This window comes from Amycolatopsis albidoflavus (assembly GCF_039525725.1).
Taxonomy (GTDB): Bacteria; Actinomycetota; Actinomycetes; order Mycobacteriales; family Pseudonocardiaceae; genus Amycolatopsis; species Amycolatopsis albidoflava.
Window position 1 is genome coordinate 79,679 of sequence record NZ_BAAAHV010000011.1, and the last position, 17,635, is coordinate 97,313.

Consider the following 17,635-nt stretch of genomic DNA (forward strand, 5'->3'; position numbering starts at 1 on the left):
GGAAGGGAAGATTTGATGGACGACGGTGTTGTGTTTCAGGTTTTGGTCAATGACGAGGAGCAGTATTCGCTTTGGCCGGGGGACAAGGAGGTTCCGGCCGGGTGGCGGGCGGACGGGGTCCGGGGGAGCCGGGAGGAATGCATGAGGCACGTGGACGAGGTTTGGACGGATATGCGGCCCAGGTCTCTTCGGGAGCGGATGGCGGCTGAGTAGGGGGCGGCTCGTCGCCTGGCGGCGACATTGCGCCCGTTGGTTGCGTGGGGCACCCCGAAGCTTGATTGTGACTACGGCGCGGGGGTGCTTGTCAAGGCGGGAAAGATGCCTTGACAAGCACCCCCGCGCCGCGTTTTTGGCTTCGTATCGGGGTGCGGGGGTGGTGTGGGTGCCTTGATAGTTGGGTGCATCGGCGGCGGTTGGGGGTGCGCGCCAAAAGTACGTGAGGGGAACCCTGAGGGACTCTGATTCCCTCAGGGTTCCCCTCACGTCCGACGGAACGGCTGGAGCGGGGGTGGGGCTTTTACGGCAGGACTAAGCCGTAGGCGCTCAGGGCTGCGGGGACTGGCTGGAAGAAGGTTTCTCCGCCGGAGTTGCAGTCTCCGCTGCCGCCGGAGGTGAGGCCCAGTGCGGTGGCTCCGTCGAAGAGCGAGCCGCCGCTGTCGCCGGGTTCGGCGCAGACGGTGGTGTCGATCAGGCCGTTCACTGCGCCTTCCTGGTAGTTCACTGTGGCATTCAGCGCGGTGACCTGGCCGTCGTGGACGCCGGTGGTCGAGCCGCTTCGGGTGACAGTCTCGCCGACCGTCGCGTCGCCCGCGGCGGTGATTTGCTGGCCGGTGTTGACGGCGCTCGGGGCGTCTACGCCGGAGTCGTAGGTGGCGTACGAATAGTCAGTGCCGGGGAAGTTCGCTCCGGACGTGCTGGCGATGTGCTGCGAGTTGCCTTGGTCCGCCCACCAGTCGTTCGTCGCCACGCCGCAGTGCCCGGCGGTCAGGATCGCGGGCTGGCCGCCGGAGGTGTGCACGTTGAAGCCCAGCGAGCAGCGCAGGCCCTGGCCCCAGATCGCGTCGCCGCCGCTGATCAGCGGGCGCAGTTTGCCCTTCGTCTTGGCGAAGCGGGCCTTGTCGCCGAAGCGGTGCACGGCGTTGGTCACCTGCGCGAGCTTGGCTCCGGTGACTGACGAATCGGCGGTGACGAGCACCTGGCCGGTTCGCGGGTCGACGCGCCACGCGGTGCCGGGGACGCTGGCCGTACGGGCCAGTTCCGAGGTGACGGCTTTCAGTTGGGACGCACGGTATTTCACGAACTTCGGCATCGCGCCGGCCGCGCGGACCTGGTCGGCGGCGGCCTGGTCGGTGACGGTGACGGTGAGGCGCGAACTGGCCTGGTCGTAGTACGAGCCCACGGTGCGGTCGCCGAGCGACTTCGCGATGCTGGCGGACATGGCGGTCGCGGCTCTCGCGTTCAGCGGTGCCGCGGAGGGCTGGGCGGCCGCGACGCCCGAGGCGGCGAAAACTGATCCAGCGGCCAGAACCGCCGCGGCGAAGGCGATACCGCCGCGTCCGCCGTGTCTTTGACTGAGTGCTGGGATCATGCACATCTCCGTTTCTTGCGAATAGGACGATGGCGCACCGCGGTCAGCTAATGCGGGCGCAATTCGCAGTTTAGGGATCCTTGGCAATCGCATATACCCACGAAAGTCGCGAATCCCGTTCGGCTTTGCTGTCCAGTGGCGTCCGCCGTCCGCTGAACGGAAGTCCGAACTCGCCGCATCCGATCCATTAGCGGCTCGTTGAACAGCGAAGACACCCAACCGGAACGCCTTATTCCGCGTTCGGTTCATCCCGGTAATCGACGTTCGTGCCGCCGCGCACGGTTCGGCGTCCGGTCGTATCCCTCCTTTCGACGGTGTTCGGACTCCGGCGGCCCTGGGACTCTGTGGTTTCCATAGCGGGCCCGGCGCCCGCGAAAGTGGTCCCCCCGGCCGTATCCCCGGCCGAACTCCTGCCTCTCCCGCGATTGGCGGGATTGGTTGCTATGGAAGGGAAAGCGATGCGGAAAATAATGCTGGCGGTGATGGGCGCGGCGGCCCTGCTGTTCGGAGTGGCCGCACCGGCGGTCGCGGCGCAGCCGGCCATCATCGGAGGCAGCGACGCCAGCGAAACCTACTCGTTCATGGTGTCGCTGGACAACGGCTGCGGCGGAAGCCTCGTCGCGCCCCAGTGGATCATCACGGCGAACCACTGCGGCCAGGCCTCGACGGCGCGGATCGGCGCGATCGACATCAACGCGGGCGAGGTCGGCCAGATCGACAACGTGATCACCGACCAGGGCACCGACCTCACCATGATGCACCTGAGCCAGCCCGCCCAGTCGGCTCCGGTCGCGATGGCGCAGAGCAACCCGTCGCCGGGAACGGGCGCGCGCCTGCTCGGCTGGGGCTGCACGAGCTGGCCCAACTGCCAGACGGCGCAAACCCTGCAGCAGATCGACCTCCAGGTCCTCGACAGCAGCGCGTGCGCGGCAGGCGGCGGCGGTGCGGGCGACGTCTGCATCTCCGGCGACTACGGGCATTCCGCGTGCCACGGCGATTCGGGCGGCCCCGCGATCGTCGGCACCACCGGGAACTGGACGCTGGTCGGCGAAACCCACGGCCCCGGCGACAACGGCGGCGAATGCGCCACCACCACCCTCTACACCGGCATCGCCCAGTACATGTCGTGGATCCAGCAGCAGATCGGAAGCTGAACCCTGTCCCGGAAACCCTCTTGCGGAGAGGAAAAACCATGACCCTGCAACGCTTTGGCCGGCTGGCCGCCGGCGCGGCCGCCGCGCTGGTGCTGCCGCTGACCGGAGTCGGGACGGCCGCCGCCGCGCCGCTGGACGCGGTGGAGCTGTACTACGACGCCAGCGGCTTGCCCGACTACCAGGCCGAGGCCACCCAGGCCGCGGCGAACTGGAACAGCTCGGTGCACAACGTCCACCTCAACAGCGGCGGCGCCGCGACCATCATCATGCACGAAACCACCGGCGGCGGGTCCTACACCCAGACCGACGGCCACGGCACCGGCGACATCTACATCGACACCCAGCAGGTCGCCGAGGGCAACGACCCGACCCGGATCATCGCCCACGAGATCGGCCACAACCTCGGCCTGCCCGACCACTACGAGGGACCCTGCTCGGAACTGATGTCCGGGCACGGACCGGGAATCACGTGCAAGAACGCGATGCCCGACGCGCAGGAATCCGCACAGGTGGAGCAGAACTTCGCCAACGGGTTCGTGACGGTTCGCTTGCCGGAGAAGCAGATCTTCCGCTGAGACGCCGACGCTCGCCGGGAGCGCGGTGCTTCCGGCGAGCGTTGTCGTGGCTCTGGTCTCCGGGTCCGGGCTCCGAGGTGCTCGTCGGGATTCCCGGGCGCGGTGCCCGACGCGCTTCGCTTGCCTGACAAGCGGATCTTCCGTTGAGACGTCGATGCTCGCCGGGAGCGGGTTGCTTCCGGCGAGCGTCAACCTGCTCGGGAACCCCAGGCCCAGGAGCGGGCGATTTCCACGTGGCCGGGAATCCCCGGGCGCGGTGCCCGACGCGCTTCACTTGCCCGGCAAGCACAACTACCCCGAGACACCGATGCTCGCCGGAAGCGCACCGCCTCCGGCGAGTATCGACGTGGCACACCCCGGCTCAAGCCCGCGCGACCTCGACGTCGTCGAGAACCCCCAGCGCGTCCGGGACGAGAACCGCGACGGAGTGGTACGCACTGACCAAATAGGACGACACCGCGCGGTCGTTGATGTGCATGAACCGCACGTTCAATCCCGGCCGGTATTCGTCGGCGAGGGATTTCGGCCGCAGTCCGATGACGCCCGCGTCGTCTTCCCCGGTGCGCATCGCGAGCACGGACGTGGTGCCCGCCTCGCTGACCGGGATTTTGTCGCACGGCAGGATCGGCACCCCGCGCCACGCGGTGACGCGTTTCCCGTCCACCACGACCGGCTCGGGATAAACGCCGGCCCTCGTGCATTCCCGCCCGATGGCGGCGATCGCCCTCGGATGCGCGAGGAACAGGCGCGTTTTGCGCCGCCGGCAGAGCAGTTCGTCCAGATCGCCCGGCGTCGGCGGACCGATGCGGGTGGTGATCCGGGATTTGAGGTCCGCATTGTGCAGCAGGCCGAAATCCGGGTTGTTGATCAGCTCGTGTTCCTGCCGTTCCCGCAATGCTTCCACGGTGAGCCGCAATTGCTGCTCGAACTGGTTCATCGGGTCGTTGTAGAGATCGGTGACGCGGTTGTGCACCCGCAGGACCGTCTGCGCCACCGCCAGGTCGTACTCGCGCGGCGAGGGTTCGTAATCGACGTAGGTGCCGGCGAGGACCGGTTCGCCGTCGTGGCCCGCGGACAGGTCGATGCTCGCCTCTCCCTTGCGGTTCTGCGGTTTCCGCGGCCGGGACACCGCCTGCGCCACGTGCGCGCGCAGGGAATCGAGCCTGCCGTTGAGCCGGGCGTACGAGCCGCCGGGCAGCACCAGTGCGACCACCCTCGTCGCGGCGCGGGCGGTGAAACCCCAGGTCGCGTCGCCGCCGGCGAGGAGTTCGCCGCCGAAATGGCCGCCGTCGGTGGCGGTGCCCAGAAGAATCTCCGCGCCGAAGTCCCCCGAGCCGTGCCGGGTGACCTTGCCGTGCACGATGAGCACGAGCTGGTCGAGCGCGTCCCCGGCGGAGACGAGCGTGCTGCCTGCCTCGTACTCGCGCTGTTCGAACGCGTCGGCCAGCGCGCCGAGCGCCGCCTCGTCGGCGAAGCCGCGCAGCAGTTCGATCTCGGTCAGCTCCAGAGGGACGACCTGCACCTGCGCCCCGGTCTGGAAGAAGCTCACCTTGCCGTCGCCGACGGTGTAGGTGAGCCGCCGGTTGACCCGGTAGCTGCCGCCGGGCACCTCGACCCACGGCAGCTGCGACAGCAGCCACCGCGTGGTGATCGAGCGCATCTGCGGCAGCGACTTCGTGGTCGTGGCGAGGGTGCGGGCCGCCTTGACGCCGAGGGAGAGCTGCTGCTCCTGTTCCGTGACCGGCACCGGGCTCAGCCCTCCCGGCCGATTTCGGCGGCTTCGAGCACGGCGAGCGCGTCCGGCACGAGGACGGCGGCGGAATAGTAGGCCGAGACCAGGTAGGACAGGATGGCCTGCTCGCTGATGCCCATGAACCGCACGTTGAGGCCCGGCTGGTACTCGTCCGGCAGCCCGGTCTGGTGCAGCCCGACGACGCCCTGTGCCTGCTCGCCGGTCCGCATCAGCAGGACCGAGCTGGTGCGGGTCTCGGTGACCGGGATCTTGTTGCACGGCAGGATCGGCACGCCGCGCCACGCGGGCACCTGGTTGCCGCCGAGGTCGACCGAACCGGGGTAGATCCCGGATTTGCTGCATTCCCGCCCGAACGCCGCGATGGTCTTCGGGTGCGCGAGGAAGAAGCTCGGGTCCTTCCACACCAGCGAGAGCAGCTCGTCGAAGTCGTCCGGCGTCGGCGGGCCGGTGCGGGTGGGCACCCGCTGGTCGAAGTCGGCGTTGTTGAGCAGGCCGAAGTCGGCGTTGTTGACCAGCTCGTGCTCTTGCCGTTCCCGCAGCGCCTCGACGGTGAGCCGCAACTGCTGCTCGGTCTGGTTCATCGGCTCGCTGTAGAGGTCGGCGACCCGGCTGTGCACCCGCAGCACCGTCTGCGCGACGCTCAGCTCGTACTCGCGCGGCGAGGTGTCGTAGTCGACGAACGTGCCCGGCAGCTGAGGTTCGCCGTCGTGGCCGGCGGAGAGGGCGATCTCGGCTTCGCCGTGTTCGTTGCGAGCCGTCTCCCCGCCCGCGAGGAAGGCTTCGAGGTGCGCGCGCAGAGTTTGCGAACGGTTCAGCACGCCCTCGAATTCCTGGCGCGACAACGTCAGCACGGTCGCGGAGGTGACCGCTTTGGCGGTGAACTCCCAGATCCCGTCGGAACTGGTGAGCACGTTCTCGCCGAAGTAGTCGCCGTTCAGCAGCGTGCCGAGGACAGTCTGGTCGCCGAAAGCGCCGACGCCCGCCTTGGTGATCTTGCCGTGCGCGATGAGGAACACCTGGTCGGCGCGGCTGCCGAATTCGGCCAGCACGTCGCCCGGCTGGTATTCGCGCTGCTCGAACCGCCCGGCCAGTTCGGACAGCGCCGCCTCGTCGTCGAATCCGCGCAGCGGCGCGAGCTCCCCGAGTTCGGGCGGGATCACGCGGACCTCGGAGCCGCTGGTCACGAACGTGACCCGGCCGTCGCCGACGGTGTAGCTGAGCCGCCGGTTGACGCGGTACGTGCCCGCGGAGACCTCGACCCAGGGCAGCACCTTCAGCAGCCACCGCGAGCTGATGCCCTGCATCTGCGGGACGGACTTCGTGGTCGTGGCCAGTTGCCGCGCCGCCGCGCGGCCTAGGCTCAGGGGTTCCCGGTCTTCCACGTCCGCGGAGTCGACCGGATCGGTGACAGTCACAGCGAAACCACCTTGTCTGGGGAACGTTGCCTTAGCTCAGGAGTTCTGGGTCAGGAGCGGTAGCGAGGGTTCGTGGCGTGCCATTCGAAGCCGCCGCCCATCCAGTCGCGGACGCCGGCGAGGAAGCGCTGCAGTTCCGGCGACGGGATCGAGAGCAGGTCCCGGTGCCCCTCCTCGAACTCGCGCACGATCTTGTTGTGCAGCGCGACCGTGGTCTCGACCGCCTCGGAGACCGGGCAGTTCCGGTCGGCGGCGATCTGCAGCACCATGTTGCAGACCGGGTTCTCGTCGGCGGCGTCCTTGGCCACCGAATGGAGGTCGTTGACCAGGACTGTCGCGGTGCCCGCGCGCATCATCGCCTCCCGCACGCGCGGGTCGTAGTAGAACGGCGCGGGCAGTTCGTACCCGCCGACGGCGTCGATGAGGGTCATCGAGGTGTAGAAGCTGTCGTGCTGGCGCGCCGCCAGGTACTCCCAGGCCGGCGGATAGCGGCCGGTGTGGCGCCACGCGGCGTAGGCGCCCCAGATCGCGAACATGGCGAAGGTCGAGTAGCAGACCCGTTGGACCAGCACCGGCGAACCGTGCCTGCCCAGATGGTCGACTGCGGAGCGGAACCCGACCCGGATCGGATCCGCCCGCAGCGCCTCCTCCAGCGGCTCGGAGAACTCGCCCGCCGGCGCGACCGGGTCCATCGCGGCCATGACCAGCGCCAGCCGCGGCGGCAGTTCGGTCGGCGAGGCGCCGAGGGAACTGTCGTCGGCGTAGTAGTCGTCGGCCGCCCACCACACGGCGTTGAGCTGCGCGGCGATCAGGAGACGGTCGGGATCGGAGGAATCGGGGTGAGCGAGCATCACGAGCCTGCCGAGCGTGGCCTGCGCGATCTGGTCCAGCCCCTCGCCCTCGAACCCGCAGTCCGCCGCCCACGCGACGAGCCGCCGGTCGACCTCCTCGGCGAGCGGCTCGTTCACCCGCCGCACGGCCGGGCAGTACAGCGGCGACGCGCTGCCGTCGCCCCATTCCCGTTCCGCGTAGGCCGGATCCTGGCCGGGCGGCGGCGCGGACCGCGGCGCGAACTGCTCCGCGATCCGGGCCGCCGAGGTGCCGAGTCCGAGCGGGCCCGCGAACGCGAGGTCCGGGCGGACCGCTGCGATTCCGGACATGCCGTCCCGCCCGGTCAGACGCGGTCGGCGGCGATGAGCAGGTAGTGGAAGCTGCCCTCGCGGTAGGCGGTCAGGAACGGCCCCTCGATGCCGGTCGCGACGGACGACTGCTCGCGCAGCTCCCAGTACGGGATCGTCGCCTCGGTGAGGTCCACGACGTTGATCGGGACGAACCCGTTGGCGGTCAGGGCTTTGAAATAGTCGCCGCGGGCGTGGATATTGCAGATGTAATGCTGGTCGATCTGGCTCACCGCGCGCGAACGCCCGCCGGTCAGGTCGTTGTAGCAGCCGGTGATGGTGACGAATCGGCCGCCCGGGGCGAGCTGCCGCGCGTGTTCGGCGAAGAGGTCGTGCAGATCGACGTACATCGTGCTTTCGTTGTTCCAGATCCCGGCGAAATCGCCGCTTTCGAATCCGGTGTCGAGCATGTTCCGGAGATGGTATTGCACCGCCCCGTCTATTCCGCGCAGCCGGGCCTGTTCATTGGCGAATTCGACCTGCTGCTCGGAAATGGAGATCCCGTCCACCCGGCAGCCGAACCGCTGGTGCGCCTGCACGCTGGTGCCGCCCCGCCCGCAGCCGGCGTCCAGCAGCCGCGCCGTGGGCCCGATGTCCCCGAGGTGCCGCAACAGGAACTGCGACTGCGCGGTCTCCAGCCGGTGCATTTCGGCGATGATCGCCTTGTCGCGATCTTCCCCGCGTCCGTCCAGAACGGACGGGTCGTAGTCGCCGATGCCGTAGTGGTGGTGGTAAAGCCCGTCGACGTCGCCGAGGCGCAGGTTGACCGGATCCTTTTCGGCATTCCAGTAGTCGGCGACCGACTGCTGATACGCGGTGCGGGCAACCGGACGGGCAACAGACGTCATCATGTACTCCCTTTTCGGACCGCAATTTCCGGTCGGCACGCGGTGAACTGCGCCGGCGCGCGTCCGGGCTGGCGGACGCGGTCGGCTTTTCTCCCTCTGCGTCCGAGGCTAGCGAGGATTCTTTTCCCCGGACAAGACGATTAGCGGGAATTCACTCGCGGGCTGGCGGGAGCCGTTTCGCGTGCCTCTTCTGGCCTAGGAAGCCACCCCTGCGGGGTGTTCGCGCGCCGGTCGCCGGGGCACGAACGATGCCGCCGCGGCCACGGGAGGATGACGGCGGGCCACGGTCCGTGGACGATCCTGGCGGACGGGTGACGCTCGATGGGCCTAAGCGGTTCCGGGCCGCGGAACTCCGGGGGAGCCGGCCCCGGGCTGCTCGCTCCAGGACCGGCTCGGCCGTCAGGCGGTCCGGGAGGTCAGCTGGAGCAGGACGACCCCGCCGACGATCAGCGCGAGCGCGAGGATCCGCGGCAGGCTGACTGGTTCGCGGAGCCAGAAAATCCCGACGACAGCGGTCCCGACCGCGCCGATCCCGACGAACACCGCGTACGCCGTCCCGACCGGAACCGTCTTCATGCCGACGTTCAGCACGTACAGCACGAGGACGGTGAGCGCGCCGCAGACGAGCGTCGGGACGAGTTTGGTGAAGCCGTCGGTGAGGCGAATACTGTGCGCCCAGGCGATTTCGAGCAGCCCGGCCGCGAACACGGCGATCCAGCCCATCGTCAGGCCTCGTCGAGCGCGGTGCGGACGTCGGACGGCAGGGCGAGTTCCTGCGCGGCGACGAGGTCGGCGAGGTGGTCCGGGTTGCTCGTGCCCGGGATGACGGCGACGTTCGGCGCCAAGTCCAGAAGCCAGGCGAGGGCGAGCGTGGCCGCCGAAACGCCGAGCTGCCGGGCATGCCTTGTCACCGGCGATGTCTCGTTGGCGAGCGCTCCGTTGCCGAGCGGGCGGAACGCCAGGTACGGGATCCCGGCGGCGGTCGTGGCGTCCAGGACGTCCCGGCCGCCGGAGTGCCCGACGTGGTACTCGTTCTCCACGGACGCGATCGTCGTCACCGCACGCGCCTGGTCCAGCAGGTCGAGGGTGACGTTCGAGACGCCGACGTGTTCGAGCAGGCCCTTCTCGCGGAGTTCGGCGAGCGCGCCGACGGTGTCCGCCCACGGCACCGTGCTGTCGGGCATGAACCTGGCGTGCACCAACGGAAGCCGATCGACGCCAAGCTGCTTCAGGTTGTCCCGGACGGCCGCGTTGACCGCTTCCGGCGTGGCGTCGGCGGCGAACCCGCCGTCGGGACTGCGGCGCGCGCCGACCTTGGTGGCGATGAGCAGGTCTTCCGGATACGGCCGGAGCGCCTCGGCGAGCAGGCGGTTCGCGACCTCGGGCCCGTAGTAGCCGGACGTGTCGATCAGCCGGATGCCCGCGTCGACCGCGGCGCGGACGGCTGCCTTGGCGCGCTCCGGATCGGCCGGTTCGCCCAGGGCTTTCGGCCCGGCGAGCTGCATGGTCCCGTAGCCGATCCGGCCCACGGTGCGGCCGGCGAGCGTGAACGAGTGCATGGGTCTTCCCTCAATCAGTCATGTGGACACTGTGTCCACTTACGACTGTACTCGATCCGGACACGCTGTCCAGATACAGTGACGGGGTGAACAGCAAGCGACCCAGCGAGCGGGCGGACGCCGCGGCGAACCGGCAGCGGATTCTCGCCGCGGCCGAGGACCTGTTCGCCACGAAAGGCCCGGACATCACGATGGGCGACCTGGCGACGGCGGCGGGGGTCGGCCGGGGCACGCTCTACCGGCGCTACGACAGCGTCGCCGCGGTTGCGGTCGCGCTGCTGGACGAACACGAGCGCCGGTTGCAGGAGGCGATGCTGTCCGGACCGCCGCCGCTCGGGCCGGGCGCTTCGCCGCGGGAACGGCTGGTGGCGTTTTACGACGCGATGATCGATTTGCTGGAGCGGCATTTGCCGCTGGCGCTGGGCGCGGAGACGGGGGCCCGGCGGTATCAGACCGGTGCGTACGGGTTCTGGCGGGTTTTCGTGGCCGCGCAGGTGCGGGAGGCCGGGCTGCGGGACGAGGCGCTGCCGGACGTGCTGCTGGCTCCGCTGGCGCCCGATCTGTACCAGAATCAGCGGCATGAGCGGGGAATGTCGGTTGCGGCGGTGAAGAAAGCGCTGCATCGGCTGGCTTATGCGTTGCCGTCGGAGTGAGGGTGCTTCGGGCGGGGGTGAGCTCGGCGGCTGAGCGAACCGGGCGTGAGGTGGCGGATTGGCTGGTTTGTGCCGTGCCGGCGGCGATGCTCGGGCTGGAGGCCGGGCGCGCCGGGTGAACCCCGGTGCGCCCATCCCGACCGTGTCCCTCCGGCGGAGCACCGGCTGAACAGCCCGGAATCGCCGGAAGCGGAGTAAATTCGCCGGATGAACAGCGGCACGCTGATGCGGATCGGCTGGATCTGCCTGGCGGTGGTCAGCGCGGGGATCCTCGCGTTCGGGATCGTGGTCCTCGTCGCGCCGCCCGCCGGGGACGCGCTGCTCTACCGCACCGACGCGCTCGCCACCGCTGGGCTCGGGCTGTTCGGCGGGCTGACCGCGGTGATCCCGTTCCGCGCGGGCGAGCGGTGGGCGTGGTTCGCGCTGTGGTTCTACCCGGTGTTCTGGCTCGCGCACTTGATCTTCCGGCTGCCGCCGGGCGCCGATCACGTGCACCAGATCGTGTTCGTCGTGCTGTCGCTGGCCGGGCTGCTGGCGCCGGCGCGGGCGTTCTTCCGGGCTCCGGCCGAGGGGCATCACGCCCGCCGGTAATCCGCAATCGGGTACAGCGGCGGGCCCGCCGTGTCATCATTCCGGCGTGTCCACCAGAAAGCCCACTGCGGCAAGGGATTCCGCGCGGAGGACGACTCCGGCGAGCGGTCGGGTCGTCGCGCTGCGTGCCGGGTTGTGCTGGCTCGTCGTGATGGTGCTCGGCGGCGCGGCGGCGGTGGGGTTCGTCAGCGCCAGCACGGTGGCGTCCGCGGCGGGCCTGCTCTTCGGGCTTCTGCTCGCCGCACTGGCGACGTCGGCGGTGTTCATGTTCTCCGGCCGCGGCTGGTTCCTCGTCGGCGGCTTCCTGCTGACCGCGTTCTACCTGGTCTGCGTCGGGGTGACCGCGGTCGGCTACCTCGCGGCGGACGGCGATCGGTACCGCGCGGTCGCGGTGTCCTCCGAATGCCACCACGTCAAGGGCGGCACCGCCTGCTCCGCGCGCGTCAACCGGCCGGACGGCACGCTGCTGGCCGAGGAGCTGTCGGTGAAGTCGCGGATGAAGGCGGGCGAGACGGTCGACGTGGTCGAAGACCGGGCGGGCATCGTGGCGACGCATCGCGCGGACGAGCTGGATCCGGACGCGCTGCCGGTCGAGCTGGGGTGGCTGGGGGCGTCGGCGGCGCTGCTGGCCGGATTGTTCGGGTCGAGCGCGTGGCTCGGGTACCGGAGGCCGCTGCCCAGGGCGCGCCGCTGACTCTGCGGGCATGTCTGCTCGTTCGTCTCTGGCTCCGGTCCGCGGCCCTGGTCATGCTCCAGTCGGAACCGTTCGACGCGGGAGGACGCCTTCATGACCATGCACCCTGAACGCGGCGCGGACGTGCCGTTGCCCGACCTGTGCGTGCACGAGCTGTTCGCCCGTTACGCCGCCGAGGCGCCGGAAGCCACCGCCGTGTTGTACGGCGACGAGCGGCTCGACTACGGCGAGCTGGACCGCCGCGCCAACCGGTTCGCGCATCTGTTGCGAGCGCGGGGAATCGGGCCGGAGACGCCGGTCGCGCTGTGTCTGGAGCGCGGGACGACGCTGCTGGTCGCGATGCTCGGAATTCTCAAGGCAGGCGGCTATTACGTCCCGCTGGACCCGGGTTATCCGCCCGAGCGGCTCGCGTTCATGCTCGGCGACTCCGGCGCGACGGTCGCGGTCGCCGAACGGGCGCTGGCGGACCGGGTCCAGGCCGCGCCGACGGTCGTTCTCGCCGACGAAGCCGACCTCAGCGAATGGCCGAGCACTCCGCCGGTCGTGAACGCGGTGCCGGACAACCTGATCTACCAGATGTACACCTCCGGCTCCACCGGCCTGCCGAAAGGCGTGCAGGTGACGCATCGCGGGGTGGTCCGGCTGGTGCACGGCTCCGGATTCGCCGATTTCGGTGCGGGAGAAGTGTTTCTGCTGCTGACGTCGCTGTGCTTCGACGTCTCGACGTTCGAGTTGTGGGGCGCGCTCGCCACCGGCGCGGCGCTCGCGGTATTGCCGCCGGGGGTGCCGACGGCGGCGACGGTGGAGGAGGCGGTGCGCCGGTTCGGGGTCACGACGGTGTGGCTCAGTTCCGGGCTGTTCGGGCACGTAGTCGACGACCGGGTGACCGCGCTCGCCGGGGTGCGGCACGTGATCGCGGGCGGCGACGTCGTGCCGCCGGTGCAGGCGCGGCGGGTGATCGAAGAGCTCGGGGCCGAGATGAGCAACGGCTACGGCCCGACGGAGTGCACCACTTTCGCTTGCGTGCACCGGGGAATGACAATCGCCGACACCGCCGGGCCGATCCCGATCGGCAAGCCCATCGCCAATACGCACGCCTTCGTCGCCGATGCCGACGGGGTGCCGGTCGAGCCGGGCGAGCGCGGGGAATTGCTGCTCGGCGGCCCCGGTGTCGCGCGCGGCTATTTCCGTCGCCCCGCGCTTACTGCCGAGCGGTTCGTTCCCGACCCGGCTGGCGGTGGCGGGCGTCTTTACCGCACGGGCGACGAGGTCGCGCTCCGGCCGGACGGGACGTTCGCCTTCTTCGGACGCCTGGACCAGCAGGTCAAGATCCGCGGCTTCCGAGTCGAGCCGGGCGAGGTGGAGGCGGTGCTCACGGCGCATCCGCTCGTGCGATCGGCCGTGGTGGTGCCCTATGAACGCGACGGCGGCGACCGGGTTCTGGCGGCGCACGTGGTCGCTGAGCGGCCCGCGGCGGTTGAGCTGCGGGAATTCCTGCTCGCCCGGTTGCCCGCGCATTTGGTGCCCTCGCTGTGGTCCTGGCTCGACGAACTGCCGATCACGCCCAACGGCAAGGTCGACCGCGCCGCGTTGCCGGAGCCGGAGGAGGCCGGCCCGGCGGCGGAGTTCGTCGCGCCGCGGACGCCGGTCGAGGAGGCCGTCGCCGAGGTGTGGCGGGAATTGCTGGACCTGCCGCGCGTCGGCGTCCACGACGATTTCTTCGCCGACCTTGGCGGGCATTCGCTGCTGGCGACCCGGGTGGTGGCGTTGCTGGGGGAGCGGTTCCCGGTGGAGCTGCCGGTGAGCACGGTGTTCGAGGCGTCGACGGTGGAGCTGCTGGCGGGGGAGGTGCATCGGGCAGTGGCGGAGTATGTGGCGGGATTGTCCGATGTGGACGTTGAGCACGCGCTGGGCTGAGTGACGCCCTCAGGGAGCCATCGCGAGGAGGATCGGGCGAATACTCTTGATTTCCTCGAGGAGGCGCGCGGCTCCCCGCCGCACCTCCTCGTTCGCGCTGCGCGTGAGCGGTTCGCACATTCCGGCTGCCACGAGCGCTGCCGCCACCAAGCTGAGGCCAACGGCGTCGAACCGCCGGAGCAAGGCTTCCGCGGCCGCAGTGGAGCAACGGACTTCAGGCCTGTTCGATGACCGTGGCCAGCTCGGCGACTGTACGGGCGGCGAAGAGGTCCCGCAGCGACACCCGGACACCGAGCTGCTTCCGAATCCGTGCCAGGACCCGGGTCGCCAGCAGGGAATGCCCGCCGATGCGGAAGAAATCGTCGTGCACGCTGATTTCCTCCACCCGCAGCACTTCCCGCCAGATGTCGGCCAGCGCGTGCTCCACCGCGGACGACGGCTGGGCGACGGGCTCGGCTCGCACCGCGCTCTCGGGCGACGGATCCGGCAGCGCTGCCCGGTCCACCTTCTTGCTCGGCGTCAGCGGCAGCGCCGCCAGTGCGACCCACTGCGCCGGGACCAGATAGTCCGGCAGCTGCGCCCGCAGGCTCGCCCGTAGCGCGGCGAAGTCCGGTTCACCTTCCGCCGCAACAACATAGGCGACCAGCGTCCGCTCCGGCAGGTCCTTCACCACCACGGCAGCGGCGCGTACCGCGGGATGCGCGTCGAGGGCGGCTTCGATCTCGCCGAGTTCGATCCGGAAACCGCGGATCTTCACCTGCCGGTCGAGCCGGCCGAGGAACTCGACCGTCCCGTCCGGGCGGAAGCGGGCGAGGTCGCCGGTGCGGTACAGCCGGGTGCCGGGCGAGTGCGGGTCGGGCACGAACTTGTCCGCGGTGAGTCCGGGGCGGCGGAGGTAGCCGCGGGCCACACGGAGGCCGCCGAGGTGCAGTTCGCCGGGCACGCCGACCGGTGTCGGCTGCCCGGCGGAGTCGAGGACGCACACGCTGGTCGCGGCCACCGGGCGGCCGATCGGCAGGCTGGCGGCGTCGAGGTCGGCGTCGTCGGCCCACTGCAGCATGCTGGAGATCGTCGCCTCGGTCGGGCCGTAGCAGGCGACGAAACGGCCGGGCAATCGCAGTTCGCGCCAGCGTCGGGCGTCCTCGGTGGTCACGACGTCCGCGCCGACGTTCACCATGTTCAGGTGAGCGACTCGCGGATCGCGCGGAGTGAGCACGCCGAGCAGCTCGCGATAGTAGGCCGGGGTCAGGTTGACGCTGGTGATCCGGTGCCGGCCGAGCTGGTCGGCGAGCTCCTCCGGCTCCCAGAACAGCGGATCGCTCAGCACCACCGACGCGCCCGCCAGCAGCGGCGCGCCGATCTGCTCGAGCGAGCCGTCGAAGGCCAGCGAGGCGAGCGAGAGCACCCGGTCAGCCGCGGTGATTCCGTACTCACGGGCGATGATCTGCGCGTGTTCGGCGTACGAACCGTGCTCGATCTGGACGCCTTTCGGGCGTCCGGTCGAGCCGGAAGTGTAGATGACATAAGCGAGATGATCCGGTTCGACTGTCCAAGTAGGACTGTCCGAAGAGGTCTCAGCCGTGTCATCGAGGGTGACGACTGGGCAGCCTCCGAACAGCCCTGCGTAGCGTTCCTCGGTGACTACGGTGGCGGTGCGGGCGTCCTCGACGAGGTAGGCGAGCCGCTCGGGCGGGTTGGCTGGGTCGAACGGGACGTACGCCGCGCCGGATTTCAGGACGCCGACCAGCGCTATGACCGCGTCGATGCTTCGTTCGAGGCAGACGCCGACCGTCGATTCCGGGCCGAGCCCTCTGGCGCGGAGGTATCGGGCGAGGCGGTTGGCCGCCGCGTCGAGCTGGGCGAAGGTCAGTTCCTGGCCGCCGCAGTGCACGGCGAGGCGGTCCGGGGTTTCGGCCGCTCGCTTGGCGAACAGTTCGGGGAAACAGCCTGGCGACACCTCGTCGCCGGGTGCCGAACCCCAGTCGGAGAGCAGAGCCAGTTCCGCGTCCGGAGTCAGGCGCAGTTCGCTCAGGCGTCGCGCCGGATTGTCGGCGACGCTTTCCAGCAGGCCCTGGAAGCGGGCGGCCAGCCGGTGCGCGGTGGCGGGTGCGAACAGGGCGGTCGGGTAGGTGAGGGTCCCGGTCAGCGAGCCGTCCGGACGGTGTTCGAATTGCAGTCCGAGGTCGAACGACGCGGCCGTCCAGTCCACATCGGACTCTTCGACGTCCAGGCCGGGCAGCCGGAACCGCTCCCCGGGCACCTCGTGCAGGCCGAAGAACGCCTGCACCAGCGGATTGCGGGACAGATCGCGGTCCGGTTCGAATTCGCCGACGAGCCAGTCGAAGGGGACGTCCTGGTTGCCGAAGGCGTCCAGCGCGGTCCCGGCCACCTGGTCGAGGAAGGTCGTGAAGGCCGGGTCGCCGCCGAGATCGGCCCGCAGCACGAGGGTGTTGACGAAGAACCCGGCCAGTCCCTCGACCTCGGCGGGGGTGCGCCCGGCGACCGGGCAGCCGACGGCGATGTCCGAGCCGCCGGTGTGCCGGGCGAGGAAGACCTGGTAGACGGCCAGCAGGACCATGAACGGCGTCGCCCGGCGGGACCGGCCGAGCGCGGTGAGCCGTTCCGCGAGCGCGGCGGGGACCTCGATCCGGACGGCGGCCCCGGCCGGATCCCACACCGGCCCGCGGGGTCGGTCCGCCGGCAGCTCCAGCGGGGCGAGCCCGGCGAGCCGTTCGCGCCAGTAGGCGAGCTGGCCCGCGAGCCGAGTGGCGGCGTCTTCCCGTTGCCAGAGCGCGAAATCGGCGTACTGGACCGGCAACGCGGGCAGGCCGGGCAGGGTTCCGGCGTGGAACGCGCGGTAAAGCTCGGCGAGTTCGGCGGCGAAGACGTCCCAGGACGCGCCGTCGAAGGCGATGTGGTGCACGACGACCAGCAGCACGTGCTCGCGCGCGTCGAGGCGCAGCAGCCGGGCACGCAGCGGCAGGTCGGTGGCGAGGTCGAAGGGCACGGTCAGCTCAGCCGCGACGATGGTGTCCAGTTCGCTTTCCGTGACGCCTTCGATCGGCAGCGGAACCGGCTGCGGCTTCCCGACCACCTGGACCGGCACGCCCTCGCGGCTGCGATACCGCGTCCGCAGCACCTCGTGCCGGGCGACGAACGCGTCGAGCGAACGGCTCAACGCGGCGACGTCCAGCTTGCCGCGCACCCGGAGCGTCAGCGGGAGGAGGTACTCGGTTCCGCCGGGCCGCAACGCGTCGAGGAACCACAGTCTTTCCTGCGAGAAGGACAGCGGCAGGTCGCCGGGCATGGTCATGGCGACAGGGTGGCCCTTCTTCGCCGGCGGGCCTAGAGCCGGGACGGTGCGCGCGTTGCTGCGCGTTCTTCTCTGTCGCGCCACCGTGCGCGCGGGAAGGCTCGGCTCGCGACGGGACGGGTGTGCCCGGCGCGAGGACGAGGAGGACCGGATGAGCGAGGACGAACGCACCTACGGCGTCGTGCTCAACGACGAGGAGCAGTACTCGATCTGGTTGGTCGACCGCGAGCTGCCGGCGGGCTGGCGGTACGAGGGGAAGCGCGGCCCGAAGCAGGAGTGCCTCGACCACATCGACGAGGTGTGGACCGACATGCGCCCGAAAAGCCTGCGCGAGCGGATGCGCGCGGACGCTTCGGCCTAGCCTCGCCCGCCGTGTCCGTGAAGGGAACCCTGAGGG

General features: G+C 70.0%; 16 protein-coding genes. 8 read left to right on the forward strand and 8 right to left on the reverse strand.

Annotated elements, in window-relative coordinates; all coding sequences use genetic code 11:
* Positions 1-15: 15 nt before the first annotated feature.
* Positions 16-213 carry an MbtH family protein gene (locus ABD156_RS15095; protein WP_344272592.1) on the forward strand — a complete coding sequence of 66 codons (198 nt, stop codon included), beginning with the start codon at positions 16-18 and terminating at the stop codon, positions 211-213.
* 304 nt (positions 214-517) lie between these two features.
* Here the strand turns inward: ABD156_RS15095 and ABD156_RS15100 are convergent, their stop codons facing one another.
* Entirely contained in the window at positions 518-1,588 is a 1,071-nt protein-coding gene (locus ABD156_RS15100; RefSeq protein WP_344272595.1) for a S1 family peptidase, read from the reverse strand.
* Between the two features lie 458 nt (positions 1,589-2,046).
* Between ABD156_RS15100 and ABD156_RS15105 the strand changes: the two genes are divergently transcribed.
* Positions 2,047-2,742, forward strand: a complete 696-nt coding sequence (locus ABD156_RS15105) for a S1 family peptidase (protein WP_344272598.1) — start codon at positions 2,047-2,049, stop codon at positions 2,740-2,742.
* Positions 2,743-2,780: 38 nt separating this feature from the next.
* On the forward strand, positions 2,781-3,317 hold the full coding sequence (locus ABD156_RS15110; protein ID WP_344272601.1) for a snapalysin family zinc-dependent metalloprotease: 537 nt from the start codon (positions 2,781-2,783) through the stop codon (positions 3,315-3,317).
* Positions 3,318-3,678: 361 nt separating this feature from the next.
* Here ABD156_RS15110 and ABD156_RS15115 read toward each other — a convergent pair whose 3' ends face one another.
* From ABD156_RS15115 to ABD156_RS15140, 6 genes are all read right to left on the reverse strand, one after another.
* Positions 3,679-5,073 (reverse strand): family 2B encapsulin nanocompartment shell protein, encoded by a 1,395-nt coding sequence (locus tag ABD156_RS15115; protein WP_377926477.1) that lies wholly within the window; start codon positions 5,071-5,073, stop codon positions 3,679-3,681.
* Positions 5,070-6,485, reverse strand: a complete 1,416-nt coding sequence (locus ABD156_RS15120) for a family 2B encapsulin nanocompartment shell protein (RefSeq protein WP_344272607.1) — start codon at positions 6,483-6,485, stop codon at positions 5,070-5,072. The genes ABD156_RS15115 and ABD156_RS15120 overlap by 4 nt, the downstream gene beginning before the upstream one ends.
* 50 nt (positions 6,486-6,535) lie before the next feature.
* A complete protein-coding gene (locus tag ABD156_RS15125; RefSeq protein ID WP_344272610.1) occupies positions 6,536-7,645 on the reverse strand; it encodes a family 2 encapsulin nanocompartment cargo protein terpene cyclase in 1,110 nt (369 codons plus the stop codon).
* Positions 7,646-7,659: 14 nt separating this feature from the next.
* Positions 7,660-8,511, reverse strand: coding sequence for a geranyl diphosphate 2-C-methyltransferase (locus tag ABD156_RS15130; RefSeq protein ID WP_344272612.1), 852 nt, complete (start codon positions 8,509-8,511; stop codon positions 7,660-7,662).
* 399 nt (positions 8,512-8,910) lie between these two features.
* Positions 8,911-9,234 carry a DMT family transporter gene (locus tag ABD156_RS15135; protein ID WP_344272615.1) on the reverse strand — a complete coding sequence of 108 codons (324 nt, stop codon included), beginning with the start codon at positions 9,232-9,234 and terminating at the stop codon, positions 8,911-8,913.
* A 2-nt stretch (positions 9,235-9,236) separates the two neighbouring features.
* Positions 9,237-10,070 (reverse strand): aldo/keto reductase, encoded by an 834-nt coding sequence (locus tag ABD156_RS15140; protein WP_344272618.1) that lies wholly within the window; start codon positions 10,068-10,070, stop codon positions 9,237-9,239.
* A gap of 86 nt (positions 10,071-10,156) precedes the next feature.
* Here ABD156_RS15140 and ABD156_RS15145 point away from each other — a divergent pair, with 86 nt between their 5' ends.
* From ABD156_RS15145 to ABD156_RS15160, 4 genes are all read left to right on the forward strand, one after another.
* The gene (locus ABD156_RS15145) at positions 10,157-10,723 is read left to right on the forward strand and encodes a TetR/AcrR family transcriptional regulator (RefSeq protein ID WP_344272621.1); all 567 of its coding nucleotides are present in this window, start codon (positions 10,157-10,159) and stop codon (positions 10,721-10,723) included.
* Between the two features lie 207 nt (positions 10,724-10,930).
* A complete protein-coding gene (locus ABD156_RS15150) occupies positions 10,931-11,314 on the forward strand; it encodes a hypothetical protein (RefSeq protein WP_344272624.1) in 384 nt (127 codons plus the stop codon).
* A 46-nt stretch (positions 11,315-11,360) separates the two neighbouring features.
* On the forward strand, positions 11,361-12,008 hold the full coding sequence (locus ABD156_RS15155) for a hypothetical protein (RefSeq protein ID WP_344272627.1): 648 nt from the start codon (positions 11,361-11,363) through the stop codon (positions 12,006-12,008).
* 93 nt (positions 12,009-12,101) lie between these two features.
* Positions 12,102-13,925: an amino acid adenylation domain-containing protein gene (locus tag ABD156_RS15160; RefSeq protein ID WP_344272630.1), complete on the forward strand. Its 1,824-nt coding sequence runs from the start codon at positions 12,102-12,104 to the stop codon at positions 13,923-13,925.
* 214 nt (positions 13,926-14,139) lie between these two features.
* Here the strand turns inward: ABD156_RS15160 and ABD156_RS15165 are convergent, their stop codons facing one another.
* Positions 14,140-17,238 carry an amino acid adenylation domain-containing protein gene (locus ABD156_RS15165; RefSeq protein WP_344272633.1) on the reverse strand — a complete coding sequence of 1,033 codons (3,099 nt, stop codon included), beginning with the start codon at positions 17,236-17,238 and terminating at the stop codon, positions 14,140-14,142.
* Between the two features lie 151 nt (positions 17,239-17,389).
* Here ABD156_RS15165 and ABD156_RS15170 point away from each other — a divergent pair, with 151 nt between their 5' ends.
* Positions 17,390-17,599, forward strand: coding sequence for an MbtH family protein (locus ABD156_RS15170; RefSeq protein WP_344272636.1), 210 nt, complete (start codon positions 17,390-17,392; stop codon positions 17,597-17,599).
* Positions 17,600-17,635 lie beyond the last annotated feature (36 nt).

Excerpts from the sequence above, each read along its gene's own strand:
- ABD156_RS15130 (WP_344272612.1), bottom strand. The coding sequence starts at position 8,511 with ATGACGTCTGTTGCCCGTCCGGTTGCCCGCACCGCGTATCAGCAGTCG.
- ABD156_RS15160 (WP_344272630.1), top strand. The coding sequence starts at position 12,102 with ATGACCATGCACCCTGAACGCGGCGCGGACGTGCCGTTGCCCGACCTG.
- ABD156_RS15170 (WP_344272636.1), top strand. The coding sequence starts at position 17,390 with ATGAGCGAGGACGAACGCACCTACGGCGTCGTGCTCAACGACGAGGAG.
- ABD156_RS15165 (WP_344272633.1), bottom strand. The coding sequence starts at position 17,238 with ATGACCATGCCCGGCGACCTGCCGCTGTCCTTCTCGCAGGAAAGACTG.
- ABD156_RS15095 (WP_344272592.1), top strand. The coding sequence starts at position 16 with ATGGACGACGGTGTTGTGTTTCAGGTTTTGGTCAATGACGAGGAGCAG.
- ABD156_RS15100 (WP_344272595.1), bottom strand. The coding sequence starts at position 1,588 with ATGATCCCAGCACTCAGTCAAAGACACGGCGGACGCGGCGGTATCGCC.
- ABD156_RS15150 (WP_344272624.1), top strand. The coding sequence starts at position 10,931 with ATGAACAGCGGCACGCTGATGCGGATCGGCTGGATCTGCCTGGCGGTG.
- ABD156_RS15105 (WP_344272598.1), top strand. The coding sequence starts at position 2,047 with ATGCGGAAAATAATGCTGGCGGTGATGGGCGCGGCGGCCCTGCTGTTC.
- ABD156_RS15140 (WP_344272618.1), bottom strand. The coding sequence starts at position 10,070 with ATGCACTCGTTCACGCTCGCCGGCCGCACCGTGGGCCGGATCGGCTAC.
- ABD156_RS15125 (WP_344272610.1), bottom strand. The coding sequence starts at position 7,645 with ATGTCCGGAATCGCAGCGGTCCGCCCGGACCTCGCGTTCGCGGGCCCG.
- ABD156_RS15135 (WP_344272615.1), bottom strand. The coding sequence starts at position 9,234 with ATGGGCTGGATCGCCGTGTTCGCGGCCGGGCTGCTCGAAATCGCCTGG.
- ABD156_RS15110 (WP_344272601.1), top strand. The coding sequence starts at position 2,781 with ATGACCCTGCAACGCTTTGGCCGGCTGGCCGCCGGCGCGGCCGCCGCG.